Genomic DNA, 18,149 nt, shown 5'->3' on the forward strand with positions numbered 1-18,149 from the left:
TCAAAAATAAAGGATGTTGTATTTCGTTTAAAAATCCTTTTACTGGATTTAACAAAACGAGAACTTCTAATCAATTTATCCCCACGCTTTATTCATTTGTTCGTCTGTAAATGCTTCCGTCACTTTCATATATTTGTCCAAAACTGCATCTTTTTTGATGTTTGCAATCTTCTTAATGGCTTTAGGTTCCATTCCCAAAAGCAGGGAATTGGTTATGAATGTTTTTCTTGCGGTGTGACTTGTAATAAACTTGCATTTTGGTTGAGTTAAAGACTTTTTCTTGTTGCCAACAAACCAATGAATAGTAAATGGTTGTGTGATTTCTGCCAATTCGCAACATTCCTTGATGTATTCATTAAATTTTTGTGATGAAATTATAGGTAAAGGTTCATAGATTGTTCCTTTGTATTTTTCCAAAATAGCTTTTGCATATTTATTGAGTTTAATGGCGTGATTTTGGGTTTTAGTTTTCTGAATAGAAAGAATGATATGGTCGTCAGAAATATTAGCTAAATGTAATTTCGACAAATCAGAAAATCTTAATCCTGTAAAACATCCCATACAATAGAAGTCTCGGACTTGAGATAATCTATCATTATCAAAGTCTTTTTCATAGAGTTTTATCAGCTCATCAAATGAAAGATAAACAATATCAATATCGTGTTCAGTTGCTCTGAATTTTTCAAACGCTCGATTCGTGTTATATCCTTTTTCAGTTGCCCAATTTAAAAATGACTTTAAAACCTTAATTACTTTAGCGAAATAATTTTGTTTCATTTTTTTGGTTTCATAAGAATAGTCTCTCAATTGTTCAAAAAAAGCATCGTCAATATTGTGAAATGAAAGCGAAAATCCATTTTCTTTACAAAAGAATTCCAAATAGTTTTTTATTGTGTTTTGTCCCTTAATTGTATTTGGTGTTTTTGTTAGTTTTCCTTTTTCAATGTATTCTTCAAAGCAAGAAAAGAAATCAAATTTATTATCTGAAGGTTCTTCTTTTTTTTCAAATATTTCATTGAATTTTTCGACTGAAAAAGGAATATCATTACCCTTTAAAAAAAGAAATAACTTGTTTATTTTTTCTTCAATTAGTTGTAACTCATTATTTATTATTTCATAATTGTTGTTAGGTTCTTTTTTAAGGTTGGGTTTAACTCTATGTCCATTCCAATGACTTTCTAATACAGAAAGACCTGTGTTTTTTCTTATTCTTTTTCCGTCGTGTCTTACAACGAGTTGAATTGGAATTAAACCATTTTGAGCTATTTTTTCTTTTCTTAATTCAAAAACTATCTTCATTGTGAAATTAAATTTAATAAACGTAAATAAAGGGTGGCTAAAAGGGTGGCTAAATTTGAAATTAAACCGACTAAATTTCAAAAAAACCATAGTTTTATTTTCCTTTATAATTCAAAGATACTGAATACAAACGGATTAAAAACAAGAAAAATTGAGAAAAGTATTGTGGTAGTCCCGTCTGGGGTACATTAAGAAGCCTTCTCTTTTGAGAAGGCTTTTTTATTTTATAATATTTTGAAAAATTTATTTTTTTAATTGAATTAAACCTAATTGTATTTATGCAAGAAGTTGTTGTGCGATTTCAATAAGAGGTTTTTTCAGTGCAACTACACTCTCTATGCCGTTACAATCATATTTTACACCATTAATTTCGATAAAATATTTATTCTTTTGACTTGTTATTTTAGCGATTAATTTCTTGTTATTATCATCTACAAGTATATTAAAACTATTTTTTTGATCTCTGTAAGAAATTCTTTCTGCATCAATCTTTTTTAAAGAATTTAAGATTGTAGTTTTAATGGCATGATATATTTTTAACTCTTCAAAAGTTGTAATAATTATGTTGCCATTTTTAGCTTCATTTTCGAGGATAAAAGGCAAAGCATTTTGAATTGTAGTAGAATTGATGAGGTTTTTTAGTTTTGACTTAATCTGGTCTGTCATTCTTTTGCCTTCCATTCTATTAAAGATGGCTTTTACAAAATCATCAGAAGGGTCAGAAAGTTCATGCGCTAAAGCATCTGAAAAGCCTTCTAGGAAATAAAAGTCTTGAGCCTCGTTATAGAGCTCTTTGATGTCAATGTTGTTTTTATGGAATTTAGAAAGTGTTTCTAATAATTCATCATTTATGTTATTAAAATCAAGAACTAAATATGGTACTTCGTAAAGTTTATCTTCCTTAGTAGAATCATTAGGAAAGTATATTCTCCATTCTATACCGTTTGTTAAAATACCACATTTCGTATTTTTGGTATTGATGAAATAGTTGTTTAATTGTGAAGCTTCTTTGTCTGTTAGCCTTTTTCCGAATTTTTTACATTCTATAATTATTTCTGGTATTTTACCATTAATAATTAATCCTATATCAGCTTTGTCATTTTTCTTTCCCCAACCAGCATTAATTTCTGTGGTCATGTCATCAATTCTGCTGTAACCAAGAATTTCTAATAGTGGTTCTATTAAGTTAAATCTTGTTTGAGCTTCATTAGTACATTTTTCTTCCAATTTTGAGAAATCAAATTTTGATAAAGACTTCCTTATTGCATTTACAATTTGTTTGTTTACAGGCATAATTAGTTTTTTTAAGAAGTCTATAAAATTAAGAAAAAAAATCTCTCAATTTATTTTTTCTTAAAAGAATAAAGATAAGGTGCCTTATTTGCAGAGCCGCTAAAAAGTTTTTCGTGTCTATCTAAAATATTTAAGCTGAGCATTTTACGCTGAAAGTTGTTTCTTCTGAATTTTTCTCCCAAGATGGCTTCATACAGATTTTGCAAATCTTTCATGGTGAATTTTTCTGGTAGCAGGTTGCTTCCTACAATGTCATAATCTAGCGTTTTTCTAAGGTGCTCTATGCCTTTATCAATGATTTCTTTATGATCAAAAGCCATTTCAGGGAGGTCATGTACATCAAACCAAGCGCAAGTTTCATTGAACGCATCTGGGAAGGTATGAGATAAGGTGTAGTCTATCAATGCATAATAGCCTACAGTTACAAATCTTTTATTAATCCAGTGGTCTTTATCTGTTTCTATTCCTTTGTTAGCTAATAATTGACGGTGCGGATTGTTTTTTTCGGTTCTGTCTATTCCACCAAATGCGTAGAACTGTTGCAAATAAACGTCTTCTAAATGAGTTCTTTCATATAAAATTCTGTGTGCAGCATCGTCTAGATGTTCATCTTCGAAGATGAAACCTCCAGGAACCGCCCAAAGATTGAGTTCGTGATATTTAAGCAATAAAATTTTTAAAGAATTGTCGTGAAAGCCAAAGATTGCACAGTCTACAGATAATTGATTAATAAAGTTTTTGGTATCAATCAATTCTTGTAGGGTCATCTTATTTTTAGAGTCGTCAAGTTTCATGATCATTTTTATTTATAGACATTCTTTCTTTGATGGAAAATAAAGAAGAAAGTATCAGTATCAAAATTAATGGAATTGAAGCAAATAACAAGTAATAATTTGCTAAATTTTTTTGAAAAATATATGCAGTGCTTATTGAGCCTATAGAACCGCCTAAAGAAGTGAACAAAATGATGAAGGAAACCATTCTGCTTATTTTTTTCTCGGGGTAGTTGCCTAGGAACTTAGAGTTTAGCATAGGATAAAGTGGCGCAATAAAAAAGCCAATCAGTGGAAAAATAAACATTAATATCTTTATTTTTAAATCGCTTTCTTGCCCTATAAAAAATGCTGAGCTGATGAGAATAATCCCAGAAATTAAGCTGGTGTAAAAGATTTTCATGGGGCTAAATCTATGAATGAGTTTAGAAGCGATTATTCTCCCTAAAAAGGAGAAGAACGCCAGTAATGCAGAAGATTGTAGCGCAAAAAAAGAAGAAGAATTGAGGGATTTTTTATAAAAAGTGGGAAGCCACGAGTTGAATATTTGTTCTGCAAAAATAATGAGTGATATAATAACCAAAAACAGTAAAGAACTTTTGTTCAGTAAAATTGTAAAGTCGATTTTTGATTTTTTTACGGGAATGGGTTCAGTATTTTTATGAGTGTGGTGATGTCTTATAATTTGTATGCCTGTCCACAACGAAATAAATCCTACCAACCAAAATCCAAATCTCCAAAATTCTTGATAATCACTACTTAGAATAAGTGCAAACTCCATGTTCACAATGAAAATTCCGAGCATAAAAGCAGCTTCTGTTCGGCTCATGGTGATAGAGAATTCTTTTTCAGTTTCTGTTGTGTTTTTGATGATGCTAAACACACAGATTTTGCCTATAGAAAATGAAATTCCGATAAGAATGAACCATATTTTTAAAAACCAAAATTCAGTTAAAAAGGGAATACTAAAACTGCAGACGGTACAAATAAATAATGCAAATGCTAATGAAAGGTAGTAACTCTTTTTTTTAATATAATCTACCAAAAAAATAGAAACTAAAGCTATGGGAATATCCTTGAAAAATTCTAAAATGCCTAATCCTGTATAAGTATGCTGAGCATTTTGGGAAAGTTGTAATATGATAATGCTCATAGAATTAAGGAGCATAGAAAAGACTATGAAACTTAACATTAAGTTAACATTAAGTGATTTATTTTTCTTGTTTATTAACATAATGTTAAAAGTTGACGCTATTTTTAGTTAAAATATTTTTGAAAAAATAAGAGGTTTTACTCCTAAAAAGGGATTTTGACCACTCCAAAAGTATCTCAAATAAACGAAAAATTAAAATTATTAAGAAATTATTTTTTTCTTAACTAAATTCATTTAAATTTATTGTCTCAAAATGAGATAAAAAAATATATTATGAACATGAATATTAAAAAAGGGTTAGGACTGATAGCAGTTCTTTATTTTACCTCAAGTTTTCAGGCTCAAATTAAAAGCGATTCTTCAGCTATAAAAGAGAAGAAAATAGATGAGGTGGTTTTGATTGGTTATGGTGGTATTAAAAAACAAAACCTAACAAGTGCTATTTCTACACTTAAATCAGATGCTTTTGATAATAGACCAATTTATAATGTTGGTCAAGCATTACAAGGAAGTGTAGCTGGTGTTACTGTAGTGCAAGCTTCTGGTAAGCCAGGCGTTTCAATTGATGTGAAAATTAGAGGTAATAATTCTATTTCTTCTGGTGTAAATCCTTTGTACGTAGTAGATGGTATTCAGACTTTTGATATCAGTGGACTCAATACTGATGATATTGTAAGTATGACGATTTTAAAAGATGCAACCTCTACAGCAATTTATGGTATTAATGGCTCTGGAGGTGTAGTTATTGTGACTACTAAAAGAGGTAAAGGGGGTAAACCTCAATTAAATTTTAATGCTTACTGGGGAGTTTCTAAATCTGTAGATAATATTGATGTATTAAATATGGATCAATATAAAGCATTGATGAATGAAATTAATCCAGCTTTCTTAAATACGATCAATAACCCTCGTTATCAGGGAATTAATACTAATTGGAGAGACGAAATTTTCAGAACAGGATTTGATCAAAATTATAACGTAAATTATTCATTTGGAAATGATAAAGTTAGAGCTTATACGGCTTTAGGATATCAAGGTATTGCAGGAATTATAGAACCAGCCCAGTTTGATAGGGTTTCAGCAAAAGTTAATCTAGATGCAAATATTGCTAAATGGCTTAAATTAAATGCAAGTTTAAATTACATCAACACTAAACTTAATAATACTAATGATAATGCAGGTGTTGCAAGAGGAGGTGTGGTATTAAGTACATTAAATACCCCTGAGTTTTTACCAATTTATGGTAGCCAAGTAAATTTTATTAATTCAGACGCTACAGTATATGATCAAACAACTGGAGAGGTAAAAGATGGTTATAAGCCAGGGCAGTTTGCACCGAACCCATTCCAATCAGGCTGGGAAAACCCGGTAGCTTTCCAATCAAGAAAGAATCTTACTAATACTCAGCGTTTTTTAAGTAATTTAGGATTAGAAGTTACATTAGCTAAAAATTTAACATGGAAACCACAAGTTTCTTATGACATAATAGATAGTGTAAACGACCAATTTATTGATAACTATTCCTCAGTATACGGAAGACAAGAGAAAGGTTTAGGAGGTGAATATAACTATCTATATAAAGATCTTAATATAGAAAACACTTTAAACTATAAACTGAAACATGAGGCTCATGATTTAGATTTATTAGCAGGTTTACAAATTCACGAAAGAAATACAGAAAATCATAATTATACAGGAAATGTTTTCCCAGCTGGAACTACAGATTTTAATTATGATTTAGCAACCTATCAACATGAAGTTTTGCAAAAAGAACAATTAAGAGAAGTTTCTTATTTTGGTAGAGCAATTTATACTTTTGAAAATAAATATACCATCATGGGAGTATTTAGATATAATGGTAGTTCTGCATTAGCTCCTGGAAACAAATGGGGATTCTTCCCAGGTGTATCTGCTGCTTGGACTATATCTAATGAGAACTTCCTAAAAGATAATCCCACTATTTCTGAGTTAAAATTAAGAGGAGGCTGGGGTAAAACAGGTAACGCTTCTGGAATTCCTACTTACTCACACTTTAACTTAGAGCGTCTTACAGAACTTGGTCCTAATGGAACTTGGTATACCCATCAGTGGGATAGCAGTGATTTAGGATGGGAAGTAACTACGGATACCAACTTTGGGGTAGACTTAGGATTAATGAACAACAGAATTAAGTTAACTGCTGATGTATATCAAAGAAAGACAGATGATTTAATTTTACCAATTGGAATGGGTAGTTTAGGGAATATCCTTAAAAACGTGGGTTCTATGGAAAATAAAGGAGTAGAATTTAGTATAAATACAGTTAACTTCAAAAGAGAGGATTTTTCATGGAATAGCGGATTAAATATTTCATTTAGTAAAAACAAAGTACTTAGCATGAATTACATGCCTACAATTGATAAGGCATTTATAGAAACCGTTGGAGGCTATTTAGTAAGATTTTCTGCAGAACAGCCAATAAGTTCTTTCTTTGGTTATCAATTTGATAAGGTAGACCCTACGACTGGTGATGTTCTTTACAAAGACCTTAACGGTAATGGATATTTTGATACAGGTGATAGAACTTTCATTGGAAATCCAACTCCAGACTACACTTTAGGATTTACTAATAACTTTAAATATAAAAATTGGTATTTAGATGTATTAGTTACTGCTTCTCAAGGAAATGATGTTTACAATGCAACAAGATTTGATTTAGAGTTAATGAATGATTTCAAAAACCAATCTACAGTAGTTCTTGATAGATGGACTACAGCTGGTCAAATTACAAACATTCCTAAAGCAAATACCTCTACCGCAATGTATATTTCTGACCGTTTCGTAGAAGATGGATCATTTGTAAAACTTAAAAATGTAACCTTAGGTTATAATTTCAATAATCCTTTCAAAGGAGTGAGTAAACTAAATGTTTATTTAACTGGACAAAATTTATACACTTGGACTGACTATACAGGATTTGATCCAGAAGTTAATGCTTTTAATACTACAAATGGAGTGTTTGGTATAGACTATGGAACATACCCACAAGTAAGAACTGTTATTTTAGGTCTTAAAGCTAATTTTTAATTAACACATCATCACGATTATGAAACTTAATAAAACATTTTTTTATATATTATTAGGCTCAATGCTGACTGCTAGTACAGTATCTTGCTCAGATTATTTAGATACCGAGCCTATTACAGATAGAGCAGTTCCTCTTTCTGATACACCATATACTAAAGCTTCCGAAGCAGAAGACTTAATGACTGCATTATATTCGGATTTTGGAAATGAGTATTGGCAATTAGATTACTTTTTTAATGGAGATGCTCAAGCAGATACTGCATATACAGGAGGTGACAATCCACAAAACATGCAACAAGGTGAATACCGTATCATCGCAACAAATACAAACGTAGCAAGAGATTGGAAATATCTTTACGGTTTTATCAATAACTGTAATAAAGTTTTAAATTATGTAGATAACATTGCAGATCCTGCACTGACTAGTGCAAGAAAAAATGAAATGAAGTCTGAAGCGGCTATTTTAAGAGCTTTATATTATTTTCATGCGGTACAATTATGGGGAGATGTTCCTTTAGTTACTAAAGCAGTTATAGGAGTGAATTCAGAAAACTTTGAAGAAGTATACAGCCAAGTATATCCTAAAAGAGCAACAACCGCTGAAATATACACTCAAATTATTACAGATTTAGAAGGAGCTCTAGCTAGTGCACCAAGTGCATCAAATAAATTCAAAGCCAACAAAGGTTTTGCATTGGCATTATTAGCAAAAGTAAATGCAACTAAACCATCTCCTGATTATACTAAAGTAGTTTCTTATACGGATCAATTAATGACTCTAGGCTATAGCTTAGTTCCTACTTATGATCACTTGTTTGATGGATCTCATGAAGCAAATGCAGAATCTATTTTTGAAGCAAATGGAAACGGTGGAAACGTTTGGGCTTGGGGAACTTTCATGTTTGTGGGAAATGATTGGAAAAAATTTAATACACCTTCTAATGATGTTGTAAAATCTTTTGATGATGAGGGAGATGTTATTAGAAAGCAATCTTCTGTAACTTTTGATAATGTAGGTTGGGCGGATAACTATTGGCCAAGTAGCCATTATCCTTTCATGAACAAAATGAGATTAACAGATGGTAATCAAAATTTTTATGTTGCCAGATATGCAGATTTGCTGTTAATTAGAGCAGAAGCAAAAGTAAATTTAGGAGATTATACTGGTGCTGCAGCTTTGGTGAACCAAGTAAGAACAAGAGTTAATTTGCCAGATATCACTATTTCTAGTAAAGAAGATGGTATTAATAAAATCTTAAAAGAAAGAAAATTAGAACTTGCTTTTGAAGGAGAACGTTGGTTTGATCTTAAGAGAACTGGCAAAGCTGTAGAAATTCTTAGCAATAGAAAAGATGGAAATGGAAATGTTATAAGTTTTGCAAAAAATATTAATCAAAATCGTTTATTATGGCCTATTCCTCAATCTCAGATTGATAATAATCCTAATTTAACTCAAAACGCTGGTTATTAATCTTATATCAAATTAGAATTTATATAACCTTATTCTAAAAAAATTGCTGCGCATATTATCGTGCAGCAGTTTTTTTGAATATTAAAAATAAATGTTATGGTTCTAAAAAAAATGATCCCCGCCTTAGTTTTAGGCTCTATAGCTTCTCTTATCTCATGTAATTCTTTTACAAAAATAGAAGCTCCACAAATAATAGAATATTGGCAAACTAATGCTGATGAAACTTTAAAACTTCAAAAACAAAACAATCTTATTTTTGATAATCCACAAAATAATTTCCAAAATATTCTCATCAATCCTTCAGAAAAATTCCAAACCGTAGATGGTTTTGGGTATACTCTTACCGGAGGAAGCGTAGAAGTAATCAATCAATTATCTCCAGCGAAGAAAAAAGAACTTCTTCAAGATATTTTCGGAAAATCAGAACAATCCATAGGTGTAAGTTATCTTAGATTAAGCATTGGTGCATCAGACCTTAACAGTTCTGTCTTTTCTTATGATGATGTTCCCGCAGGTCAAACAGACGAAGACCTGAGCGAATTCAGCTTAGCTAAGGACCAACCAGTGATTGATATGTTAAAAGAAATTTTAGCCATTAATCCAGATATTAAAATTATTGGCGCACCTTGGTCACCACCTGTTTGGATGAAGGATAACGGAAATAGCATAGGAGGAAGTTTAAAAACAGAATACTATCAAGTTTATGCAGAATATTTCGTGAAATATATTCAGGAAATGAAGAAAAATGGAATCACCATTGATGCCATTACTCCTCAAAACGAACCACTACATCCTGGGAATAACCCAAGTATGTATATGACTGCAGAACAACAAAGAGATTTCATAAAAAACAATTTAGGTCCAGCTTTTAGAGCAGCCAATATTGCTACAAAAATAGTATTGTACGACCATAATTGCGATAAACCAGAATATCCTATTACAATTCTCCAAGACCCAGAAGCTGCACAATATGTAGACGGATCAGCGTTTCACCTTTATGCAGGAGATGTTTCAGCTCTTGGTGTTGTAAAGAACGCATTTCCAAATAAAAATCTGTATTTCACAGAACAATGGACGGGTTCTACAGGAACTTTTGCGGGAGACTTCATTTGGCATACCAAAAATGTAATCATAGGAACGATGAGAAATTGGAGCAAAATTGCATTAGAATGGAATTTAGCAAATGACGCACAATTCCAACCTTTTACTCCAGGAGGATGTACTCAATGTAAAGGAGCGATCACGATCAATTCTGCTGAATCTTACACTAAAAATGTAGCGTATTACATCATAGCTCACGCTTCTAAATTTGTACCTCAAAATTCACAAAGAATAGGTTCTACACAAGTAGGAAATTTAAGTACAGTAGCTTTTAAAACGCCAGAAGGCAAAATAGCTTTAATCGTTTTAAACGAAGGAGCAGAAGTTGAAAATTTTAATATTACCTTTGATGGTAAATCTGTAGCAGCATCATTGCCATCTAATTCAGTGGCTACCTACACTTTTTAAAAATAAAATTTATGAAAAAAATATTTCTTTCAATTTTTTTAGCAGGATTGGGAATTACCGTCTCTGCACAGAAATCAATCGACCAAAAAGTTACAGAGCTGATGGCGAAAATGACTTTGGAAGAAAAAATAGGACAGCTCAATCAATACAATGATGATATTACAGCAACCGGTCCTATTACGAAAGATGCAGACAAAGCTGGTCAAGTTCGTGCAGGGAAACTAGGCTCTATTTTAAATGCTGTAGGAACTAAAAACACTAAAAACTGGCAAGACCAAGCCATGCAGTCTCGTCTTAAAATTCCTTTACTTTTTGGGCAAGATGTTATTCATGGTTTTAGAACTACTTTTCCTATTCCGTTAGGCGAAACCGCTACTTGGGATATGAATTTAATTGAAAAATCTGCTAGAATTGCAGCCATTGAAGCTTCAGCCTATGGAATTCACTGGACTTTTGCACCAATGGTAGATATAGGAAGAGATCCAAGATGGGGACGCGTAATGGAAGGAGCTGGTGAAGACACCTATTTAGGAACATTGGTAGGAAAAGCTAGAGTAAAAGGTTTCCAAGGAAATGGCTTAGGAAATAAAGATGCAGTAATGGCTTGTGCTAAACATTTTGCTGCTTATGGAGCTGCTGTTGGCGGAAGAGATTACAATTCTGTAGATATGAGCCTTAGACAATTGCACGAAACGTATTTGCCACCTTTCAAAGCGGTGTCTGATATGGGAGTAGCTACTTTTATGAATTCTTTTAATGATATCAACGGAATTCCTGCCACTGGAAATAAATACATTCAAAGAGACTTATTAAAAGGTGTTTGGAATTTCCAAGGATTTGTGGTTTCTGACTGGGGAAGCATTGGCGAAATGATTCCTCACGGTTTTGCTAAAGACAATAAAGATGCTGCTCTGAAAGCAATTATCGCGGGAAGTGATATGGATATGGAAAGCCGTTCTTATACCAATCATTTAGCAGAATTGGTAAAAGAAGGAAAAGTAGATATTCAGTTAGTAGATGATGCAGTTCGCAGAATTTTGACTAAAAAATATGAACTTGGACTTTTCGATGACCCTTATCGTTTCATTAATGAAAAGAGAGAGAAAGAACAAGCCAATAATCCAGAACACAGAAAATTTGCAAGAGAAATTGGTTCAAAAAGTATTGTTTTACTAAAAAATGAAAATCAATTATTACCACTTTCCCCTACCACTAAAAAAGTGGCCATTATTGGTCCATTTGCGAAAGCTACAGTAGAAAATCACGGCTTCTGGTCTATCGCTTTTCCAGATGATAGTCAAAGAATTGTCACTCAGTTTGACGGAATTAAAGCTCAATTGGATAAAAATTCAGAATTGCTTTATGCGAAAGGATGTAACGCAAATGATAATGATAAATCTCTATTTGCAGAAGCGGTAGAAACTGCCAAGAAAGCAGATGTTGTAATTATGACTTTAGGCGAAGGTCACGCAATGAGTGGCGAAGCAAAAAGCAGAAGCAACATCCATTTTTCTGGAGTTCAGGAAGATTTATTAAAAGAAATTGCCAAAACAGGAAAACCAATTATTTTAATGATTAATGCCGGTCGTCCTTTGGTTTTTGATTGGGCTTCAGAAAACATTCCTACCATTGTTTACACTTGGTGGTTAGGTACAGAAGCTGGAAATTCTATTGCAGATGTACTTTTTGGGAAAATAAATCCTGGCGGTAAATTGCCGATGACTTTTCCTAGAACTGAAGGTCAAATTCCTATTTATTACAATCATTACAATACAGGAAGACCTGCTAAAAATAATACAGACAGAAACTATGTTTCGGCGTATATCGACTTAGATAATGACCCAGCTTATCCATTCGGATTTGGCTTGAGTTATACTACATTTCAATATTCTGACGTAAACGTAAGTGCTACTCAACTGAAAGGCAATCAAACCTTGACGGCTTCAGTTACGCTTACCAATTCAGGAAATTATGACGGAGAAGAGGTGGTTCAGTTGTACATCAGAGATTTAGTAGGAAAAGTAGTTCGTCCTGTAAAAGAACTGAAAGGTTTTCATAAAATATTCTTGAAAAAAGGAGAAAGCAAAACCATTTCTTTTAACATTACACCAGAAGATTTAAAATTCTATGATGATGAACTCAATTTCGATTGGGAATCAGGAGAATTTGACATCATGATAGGAACCAATTCTGCTCAGGTACAAACCAAAAGAGTAAATTGGGAAAAATAACATCCTAAAAAAATAACCTTATAAGAAATAAATCTTAAAGGGAATTAAAATGAAAAAATCAATCAGCGTATTCTTATTATTGACCATTCAATTATTGATGGCAAATGTTTCTTTACCATATATTTTCTCAGATAATATGGTTTTGCAGAGAAATTCTAAAATTCCAGTTTGGGGTTTTGCATCACCTCATGAAAAAGTGTCGGTAAGTTTTAAAAATCAAACCAAATCCACTGTTGCTGACCAAAATGGCAATTGGAAAGTAGATTTAGACCAAGAAAAAGAAGGTGGTCCTTTTACATTGACAATTAAAGGAAATAATGAAATTGTTTTCAAAAATGTTTTGGTAGGAGATGTTTGGTTATGTAGTGGACAAAGCAATATGGAGTGGGCGCTTTCGTCTTCTGAAGGTTATAAAGAGGAATTAAATCAAAAAGAGTTTCCGCTCATTAGACATATTAAAATTGAGAGAAAAATAAATTCTTTACCTCAAAACAACCTTGCGAAAACAGAATGGAATGTTGCGAATGCTTCCACTATAGGAGATTTTTCTGCAGTAGCCTATTTTTTTGCTAAAAAAATGTATCACGAGAGACAAGTTCCTATCGGAATTATAAATTCTTCTTGGGGCGGAACTGTAATCGAAGCTTGGATTCCTAAAAATGCATTCGAGCAATCGCCTTATTTCAAAGAAATGATTGCCAATATGCCACAAATAGACATAGAAAGTCTTCAACAGAAAAATTTCGAGGCTAAAACTGTTTTTTTTGAGAAAAAACTGAATGCTAAAATTGCAGATTTTAATCAAGAACAATTCTTGAGTGCAGGGTATAACGCTTCTGCTTTAAAAGATTTATATGTTCCAAAAGCTTGGGAACAACAAGGTTTCGAAGGTTTAGACGGAGTAGCTTGGGTTAGAAAAACCATTGTTCTTTCAGACGAAGACCTTACTGGAAATGCGGTGCTGTATTTAGGAAAAATTGATGACGAAGACCTTACTTATTTTAATGGAAAATTAGTAGGGCAAATGAAACAATGGTCAGATGATAGAATTTATACCATTCCGAAAGAAATTTTAAAAAAAGGAGAAAATATTATTGCAGTAAAAGTTAATGACACTGGTGGTGGCGGTGGTTTGTGGAGTAATGATTATGAGGTGAAATTAGTCACCGCTCAAAAAAGTATTCCATTAGCAGGAAATTGGAAATTTGCTGTAGAAAAAATTTATGCAGCTATCAATCAAAATGAATTTCCTTCTTTGATTTACAATGCCATGATTCACCCGATTGAAGATTTTAGAATTTCTGGAATGCTTTGGTATCAAGGAGAATCAAATGCAGAGAGAGCTTATGAATATAACCAAAGTTTCCCATTGTTGATTAACAGTTGGAGACAGAAATTTGGAGAAAACTTACCTTTTTATTTCGTTCAATTAGCCACTTTTAATACTAAAGGAGACAGTAATGAAGGTTGCGATTGGTGTGAAGTACGAGATGCTCAACTGAATACTACCAAAATGAAAAACACTGGAATGGTAGTAACTACTGATGTGGGAAATCCGAATGATATTCACCCAAGAAATAAAAAAACAGTAGGAGAACGATTGGCTAATTTAGCCTTAAATAATGGTCTGAAAAGCCCAATTTATCAAAAATCAACGGTAAAAGGAAATAAAATTACCATCAGCTTTAATACGAAGGAAAAATTAATTTCTAAAAATAATGAAATCTTAAAAGGTTTTGAAATTGCAGGAAATGACCAAAAATTCTATCCAGCAAAAGCAGAAATTAAGAAAAATAAAATTGTAGTTACATGCGAAAAGGTAAGCAATCCCGTTGCTGTAAGATATGGCTGGAAAGGAGATGATTCAGAAATTAATCTTTTCACCGAAAAAGGATTTCCAGTAGCGCCTTTTAGAACAGATTCTTTTAAACTTTCTACAGAAAACAAGAAATATCAGTTCGAGTTAAAATAATTTTAATCAAGAATTAAAATATGAAAACAAAAAACATTTCTACCATTTTGTTTATACTTTTTGCATCGTTTTTATTCTCACAAACCATTGATGTGATGAGTTTTAACATCAGATTGGCAAGCGTAGATGATGGGGAAAATCACTGGAACATCAGAAAAGATAAAGTAAAAGACCTTATTTCTTATTACGAAGCAGATTTTGTAGGCTTACAGGAAGCGCAGAAACCTCAGATTGATTATTTATTAGATAACAACTCTGCTTATGGTTTTTTAGGAAGACCGAGAACAGATGAAGCGAATGCTGAATTTTCATGTATTTTTTATCTGAAAAGCAGATATAAAGTTCTGGAACAAAATACATTTTGGCTTTCAGAAAATCCTGAAAAATCAGGAAAATCTTGGGACGCAGCATATCCTAGAATCGTTACGTATGCTCTTTTTGAAAATATAAAAACCAAAAAGAAAGTTTGGGTACTGAATACGCATTTTGACCATGTAGGTGTAATTGCGAGACAGAAATCTGCAGAAATCATCCTAGAAAAAATTAAAACCTTGCAGAAGAAAAGAAATGTTCCTGTAGTTCTTACGGGTGATTTTAATTCTGTAGAAAGTGATTCATGGATGAAACCGCTTTTTGAAAATTTACAAGAAGCCAGAAGCAATAGCGTTACAAAACCTTACGCCGAAAAAGCAACTTGGAATGGATTTAAATTCAATGAAAAACCTAGCGAACAAATAGATTTTATTTTTAGCTCAAAAAACAATACGAAAGTTTTAAAATACAGAACGATTACAGACTTTTATGACTATAAATATCCGTCTGATCATTTTCCTATAGTAGCAAAAATACAATTGAAATAGGTTATGAAAAATTATAAATTTTTACTCATAATTTCCTTTTTTTCATTTCTTTTTTTTAGTTGTGGCGGCAGCAGTTCAGGTTCTTCAGAGCCAGTTGTAACTACGCCTACTAATTTAGTAATTAATAAAGTAGTGGTAGGTTCTTCTGCTACTATGCCAAATGGTGATGGAACAGGTGTGGTAAATTTTACCGCTTTTGCAAACAATGCCAAAGAATATAAAATGTCAGTAGACGGAGAAATTCTTACCTCTACCACAGGTAACTTCACTTATACATTTAAGCAATCTGGGACTAATGAACATACCGTTTATGTTTCGGCATATAATGGAGATAAATCTATTTCTGGTAGCACAAAAGTAACGGTGTATGTCATTCCAAAAGCAGTTTTTTTTGATGAATTTAATGTTGATGGAGCGCCAGATTCTTCTAAATGGGGCTATGATTTAGGAAACAATAATGGTTGGGGAAATAATGAGGCGCAATATTATACCAATAGAACTCAAAATGCCGTAGTAAGTAACGGAACTCTTAAAATTAACTTAATCAAAGACGCATACCAAGGATATAATTATACTTCAGCAAGACTTCTTTCTAAAGGAAAATATTCTATGAAATACGGAAAAGTAGAAATTAGAGCTAAAATTCCATCTGGTGGCGGAACTTGGCCTGCACTTTGGATGTTAGGTGACAATATCGATTCTGTAGGTTGGCCTGCTTGTGGTGAGATAGATATTATGGAACACGTAGGAAACCAATTAAATAGAATTTTTGGAACCCTTCATTACCCAGGTCGTTCTGGTGGAAATGCAGATGGTACAAGTGTTATGATTCCAAATGCAACTACAGAATTCCACATTTACAGTATGGAATGGAATGCAAGTACTATAAAAATCTATGTAGACAATCAATTGTTCTTTACTTACAATAATAATGCAAATTCACCATTCAATCAGAATTTTTTCTTCATTATGAATGTAGCAATGGGAGGTAATTTTGGGGGAACCATAGATCCGAATGTGACTAACGCAACTATGGAAGTAGATTACATTAGAGTATATCAATAAAAATTTAAATTTATGTTTTTAAAAAAATCATATCTATTCATTTGGGCGATTGCCAGTATGATTGCAATGGCGTATTGCTCTAGAAGTACTTCGTCACCTACGCCAGAACCGCCCAAACCTACTCCTACCAATGATGTAGAAGTATGGCTTACTAAAGGAGATCAGTCTGTAAAACTTCAGAAACAAAATACTATTCTTGGTTTTACTACTAACTCTAATTCTTATCAAAATATTCAGATAGACGAAAGCCAAACTTATCAAACAGTTGACGGATTTGGTTATACTTTAACAGGAGGTAGTGTAGAAGTTATTAATAGTCTTACTGCTACTAGAAAACAAGAACTCTTACAAGAACTCTTTAGCAGTAACGCTAATTCTATTTCTATAAACTATCTTAGATTAAGTATAGGTGCTTCTGATCTTAATAGCAGCGTATTTTCTTACAATGATCTTCCTGCAGGAGAAACAGATCCTACGTTGTCAAAATTCAGTTTAGAAAAAGACCGTCCTTTAATTGATATGTTAAAACAAATTCTTGCCATAAATCCTAATATTAAAATTATGGCAACTCCTTGGTCTGCTCCACTTTGGATGAAAGATAACGGAAGTTCTATGGGAGGAAGCCTAAAAGAAGAATATTTCGGTGTATATGCACAATATTTTGTGAAATACATCACCGCTATGAAAAATGAAGGCATTACCATAGATGCCATTACACCACAAAATGAACCATTAAATCTTAAAAATAATCCTAGTATGGTAATGACTGCTGAAAAGCAAGCAGAGTTTATAAGAAAACATCTAGGACCAGCTTTTAAAACTGCTAATATTTCTACTAAAATTGTAGCATTTGACCATAACTGTGATACACCATATTATCCAATTGCTGTTTTGTCAGATAAAGAAGCAAATCCATATATTGATGGAACCGCTTTTCACTTATATGACGGTTTTATTACAGCTCTTGGAGATATAAAAGCTACTTTCCCTACTAAAAATATATATTTTACAGAACAGTGGACTTCTTCTACTGGTGATTTTGGTGGAGATTTAAAATGGCACCTGAAAAATGTAATTATAGGTTCCATGAGAAACTGGAGTAAAATTGCTTTAGAATGGAATTTAGCCAATAATTCTCAGTTTAAACCTCACACAGAAGGTGGTTGTACCATGTGTAAAGGTGCAATTACCATAAATTCTTCAGAAAGCTTCGAAAGAAACGTAGGCTATTATATCATTGCTCATGCTTCTAAGTTTGTTCCACAGAATTCTATAAGAATTGCAAGCTCTCAATCAGGAAATCTTAATAACGTAGCTTTCAAGAGAGCCGATGGTAAAATTGTTTTGATTGTAGAAAATGATGGAGGTGCACCAGAAACATTCAATATTAAAATTAATGGAAAAATTGCAACTACATCTTTAGATGCAGGAGCAGTAGCTACTTATATTTTCTAATT

Annotated in this window: 12 protein-coding genes; 8 read left to right on the forward strand and 4 right to left on the reverse strand. The window is 32.5% G+C overall.

What is annotated here, in order from left to right:
- Nucleotides 1–75: 75 nt before the first annotated feature.
- The 4 genes from QO190_RS01330 to QO190_RS01345 all read right to left on the reverse strand — a co-directional run bounded on the left by QO190_RS01330 (nucleotide 76) and on the right by QO190_RS01345 (nucleotide 4,599).
- Nucleotides 76–1,299 (reverse strand): phage integrase SAM-like domain-containing protein, encoded by a 1,224-nt coding sequence (locus QO190_RS01330; protein ID WP_371460908.1) that lies wholly within the window; start codon nucleotides 1,297–1,299, stop codon nucleotides 76–78.
- Nucleotides 1,300–1,575: 276 nt separating this feature from the next.
- Entirely contained in the window at nucleotides 1,576–2,592 is a 1,017-nt protein-coding gene (locus tag QO190_RS01335; protein ID WP_371460910.1) for a type I restriction enzyme HsdR N-terminal domain-containing protein, read from the reverse strand.
- Nucleotides 2,593–2,642: 50 nt separating this feature from the next.
- Nucleotides 2,643–3,386, reverse strand: a complete 744-nt coding sequence (locus QO190_RS01340; protein WP_371460912.1) for an NUDIX domain-containing protein — start codon at nucleotides 3,384–3,386, stop codon at nucleotides 2,643–2,645.
- Nucleotides 3,376–4,599: a sugar MFS transporter gene (locus QO190_RS01345; RefSeq protein WP_371460914.1), complete on the reverse strand. Its 1,224-nt coding sequence runs from the start codon at nucleotides 4,597–4,599 to the stop codon at nucleotides 3,376–3,378. Before QO190_RS01345 ends, QO190_RS01340 begins: the two co-directional genes overlap by 11 nt.
- 192 nt (nucleotides 4,600–4,791) lie before the next feature.
- Between QO190_RS01345 and QO190_RS01350 the strand changes: the two genes are divergently transcribed.
- From QO190_RS01350 to QO190_RS01385, 8 genes are all read left to right on the forward strand, one after another.
- Nucleotides 4,792–7,584: a SusC/RagA family TonB-linked outer membrane protein gene (locus tag QO190_RS01350; protein WP_371481233.1), complete on the forward strand. Its 2,793-nt coding sequence runs from the start codon at nucleotides 4,792–4,794 to the stop codon at nucleotides 7,582–7,584.
- 19 nt (nucleotides 7,585–7,603) lie between these two features.
- Nucleotides 7,604–9,055, forward strand: coding sequence for a RagB/SusD family nutrient uptake outer membrane protein (locus QO190_RS01355; RefSeq protein ID WP_371460918.1), 1,452 nt, complete (start codon nucleotides 7,604–7,606; stop codon nucleotides 9,053–9,055).
- A gap of 111 nt (nucleotides 9,056–9,166) precedes the next feature.
- Complete coding sequence (locus QO190_RS01360) at nucleotides 9,167–10,564, forward strand: glycoside hydrolase family 30 beta sandwich domain-containing protein (RefSeq protein WP_371460920.1); 1,398 nt, start codon at nucleotides 9,167–9,169, stop codon at nucleotides 10,562–10,564.
- A gap of 11 nt (nucleotides 10,565–10,575) precedes the next feature.
- Nucleotides 10,576–12,795 (forward strand): glycoside hydrolase family 3 N-terminal domain-containing protein, encoded by a 2,220-nt coding sequence (locus tag QO190_RS01365; protein ID WP_371460923.1) that lies wholly within the window; start codon nucleotides 10,576–10,578, stop codon nucleotides 12,793–12,795.
- Nucleotides 12,796–12,844: 49 nt separating this feature from the next.
- Nucleotides 12,845–14,767, forward strand: coding sequence for a sialate O-acetylesterase (locus QO190_RS01370; RefSeq protein WP_371460925.1), 1,923 nt, complete (start codon nucleotides 12,845–12,847; stop codon nucleotides 14,765–14,767).
- A gap of 20 nt (nucleotides 14,768–14,787) precedes the next feature.
- Nucleotides 14,788–15,627, forward strand: coding sequence for an endonuclease/exonuclease/phosphatase family protein (locus QO190_RS01375; RefSeq protein ID WP_371460926.1), 840 nt, complete (start codon nucleotides 14,788–14,790; stop codon nucleotides 15,625–15,627).
- A gap of 3 nt (nucleotides 15,628–15,630) precedes the next feature.
- Nucleotides 15,631–16,692 carry a family 16 glycosylhydrolase gene (locus tag QO190_RS01380; protein ID WP_371460927.1) on the forward strand — a complete coding sequence of 354 codons (1,062 nt, stop codon included), beginning with the start codon at nucleotides 15,631–15,633 and terminating at the stop codon, nucleotides 16,690–16,692.
- 12 nt (nucleotides 16,693–16,704) lie between these two features.
- Complete coding sequence (locus QO190_RS01385) at nucleotides 16,705–18,147, forward strand: glycoside hydrolase family 30 beta sandwich domain-containing protein (protein WP_371460928.1); 1,443 nt, start codon at nucleotides 16,705–16,707, stop codon at nucleotides 18,145–18,147.
- Nucleotides 18,148–18,149: the final 2 nt, after the last annotated feature.

It is taken from the genome of Cloacibacterium sp. Arc13 (genome assembly GCF_041431305.1).
In the GTDB taxonomy this organism is placed as follows: domain Bacteria; phylum Bacteroidota; class Bacteroidia; order Flavobacteriales; family Weeksellaceae; genus Cloacibacterium; species Cloacibacterium caeni_B.

What these genes read in the sequence shown, in the direction of transcription:
- QO190_RS01365 (WP_371460923.1), top strand. Translation starts at nt 10,576, where the DNA reads ATGAAAAAAATATTTCTTTCAATTTTTTTAGCAGGATTGGGAATTACC.
- QO190_RS01330 (WP_371460908.1), bottom strand. Translation starts at nt 1,299, where the DNA reads ATGAAGATAGTTTTTGAATTAAGAAAAGAAAAAATAGCTCAAAATGGT.
- QO190_RS01385 (WP_371460928.1), top strand. Translation starts at nt 16,705, where the DNA reads ATGTTTTTAAAAAAATCATATCTATTCATTTGGGCGATTGCCAGTATG.
- QO190_RS01350 (WP_371481233.1), top strand. Translation starts at nt 4,792, where the DNA reads ATGAACATGAATATTAAAAAAGGGTTAGGACTGATAGCAGTTCTTTAT.
- QO190_RS01360 (WP_371460920.1), top strand. Translation starts at nt 9,167, where the DNA reads ATGATCCCCGCCTTAGTTTTAGGCTCTATAGCTTCTCTTATCTCATGT.
- QO190_RS01370 (WP_371460925.1), top strand. Translation starts at nt 12,845, where the DNA reads ATGAAAAAATCAATCAGCGTATTCTTATTATTGACCATTCAATTATTG.
- QO190_RS01345 (WP_371460914.1), bottom strand. Translation starts at nt 4,599, where the DNA reads ATGTTAATAAACAAGAAAAATAAATCACTTAATGTTAACTTAATGTTA.
- QO190_RS01355 (WP_371460918.1), top strand. Translation starts at nt 7,604, where the DNA reads ATGAAACTTAATAAAACATTTTTTTATATATTATTAGGCTCAATGCTG.
- QO190_RS01380 (WP_371460927.1), top strand. Translation starts at nt 15,631, where the DNA reads ATGAAAAATTATAAATTTTTACTCATAATTTCCTTTTTTTCATTTCTT.
- QO190_RS01335 (WP_371460910.1), bottom strand. Translation starts at nt 2,592, where the DNA reads ATGCCTGTAAACAAACAAATTGTAAATGCAATAAGGAAGTCTTTATCA.
- QO190_RS01375 (WP_371460926.1), top strand. Translation starts at nt 14,788, where the DNA reads ATGAAAACAAAAAACATTTCTACCATTTTGTTTATACTTTTTGCATCG.
- QO190_RS01340 (WP_371460912.1), bottom strand. Translation starts at nt 3,386, where the DNA reads ATGAAACTTGACGACTCTAAAAATAAGATGACCCTACAAGAATTGATT.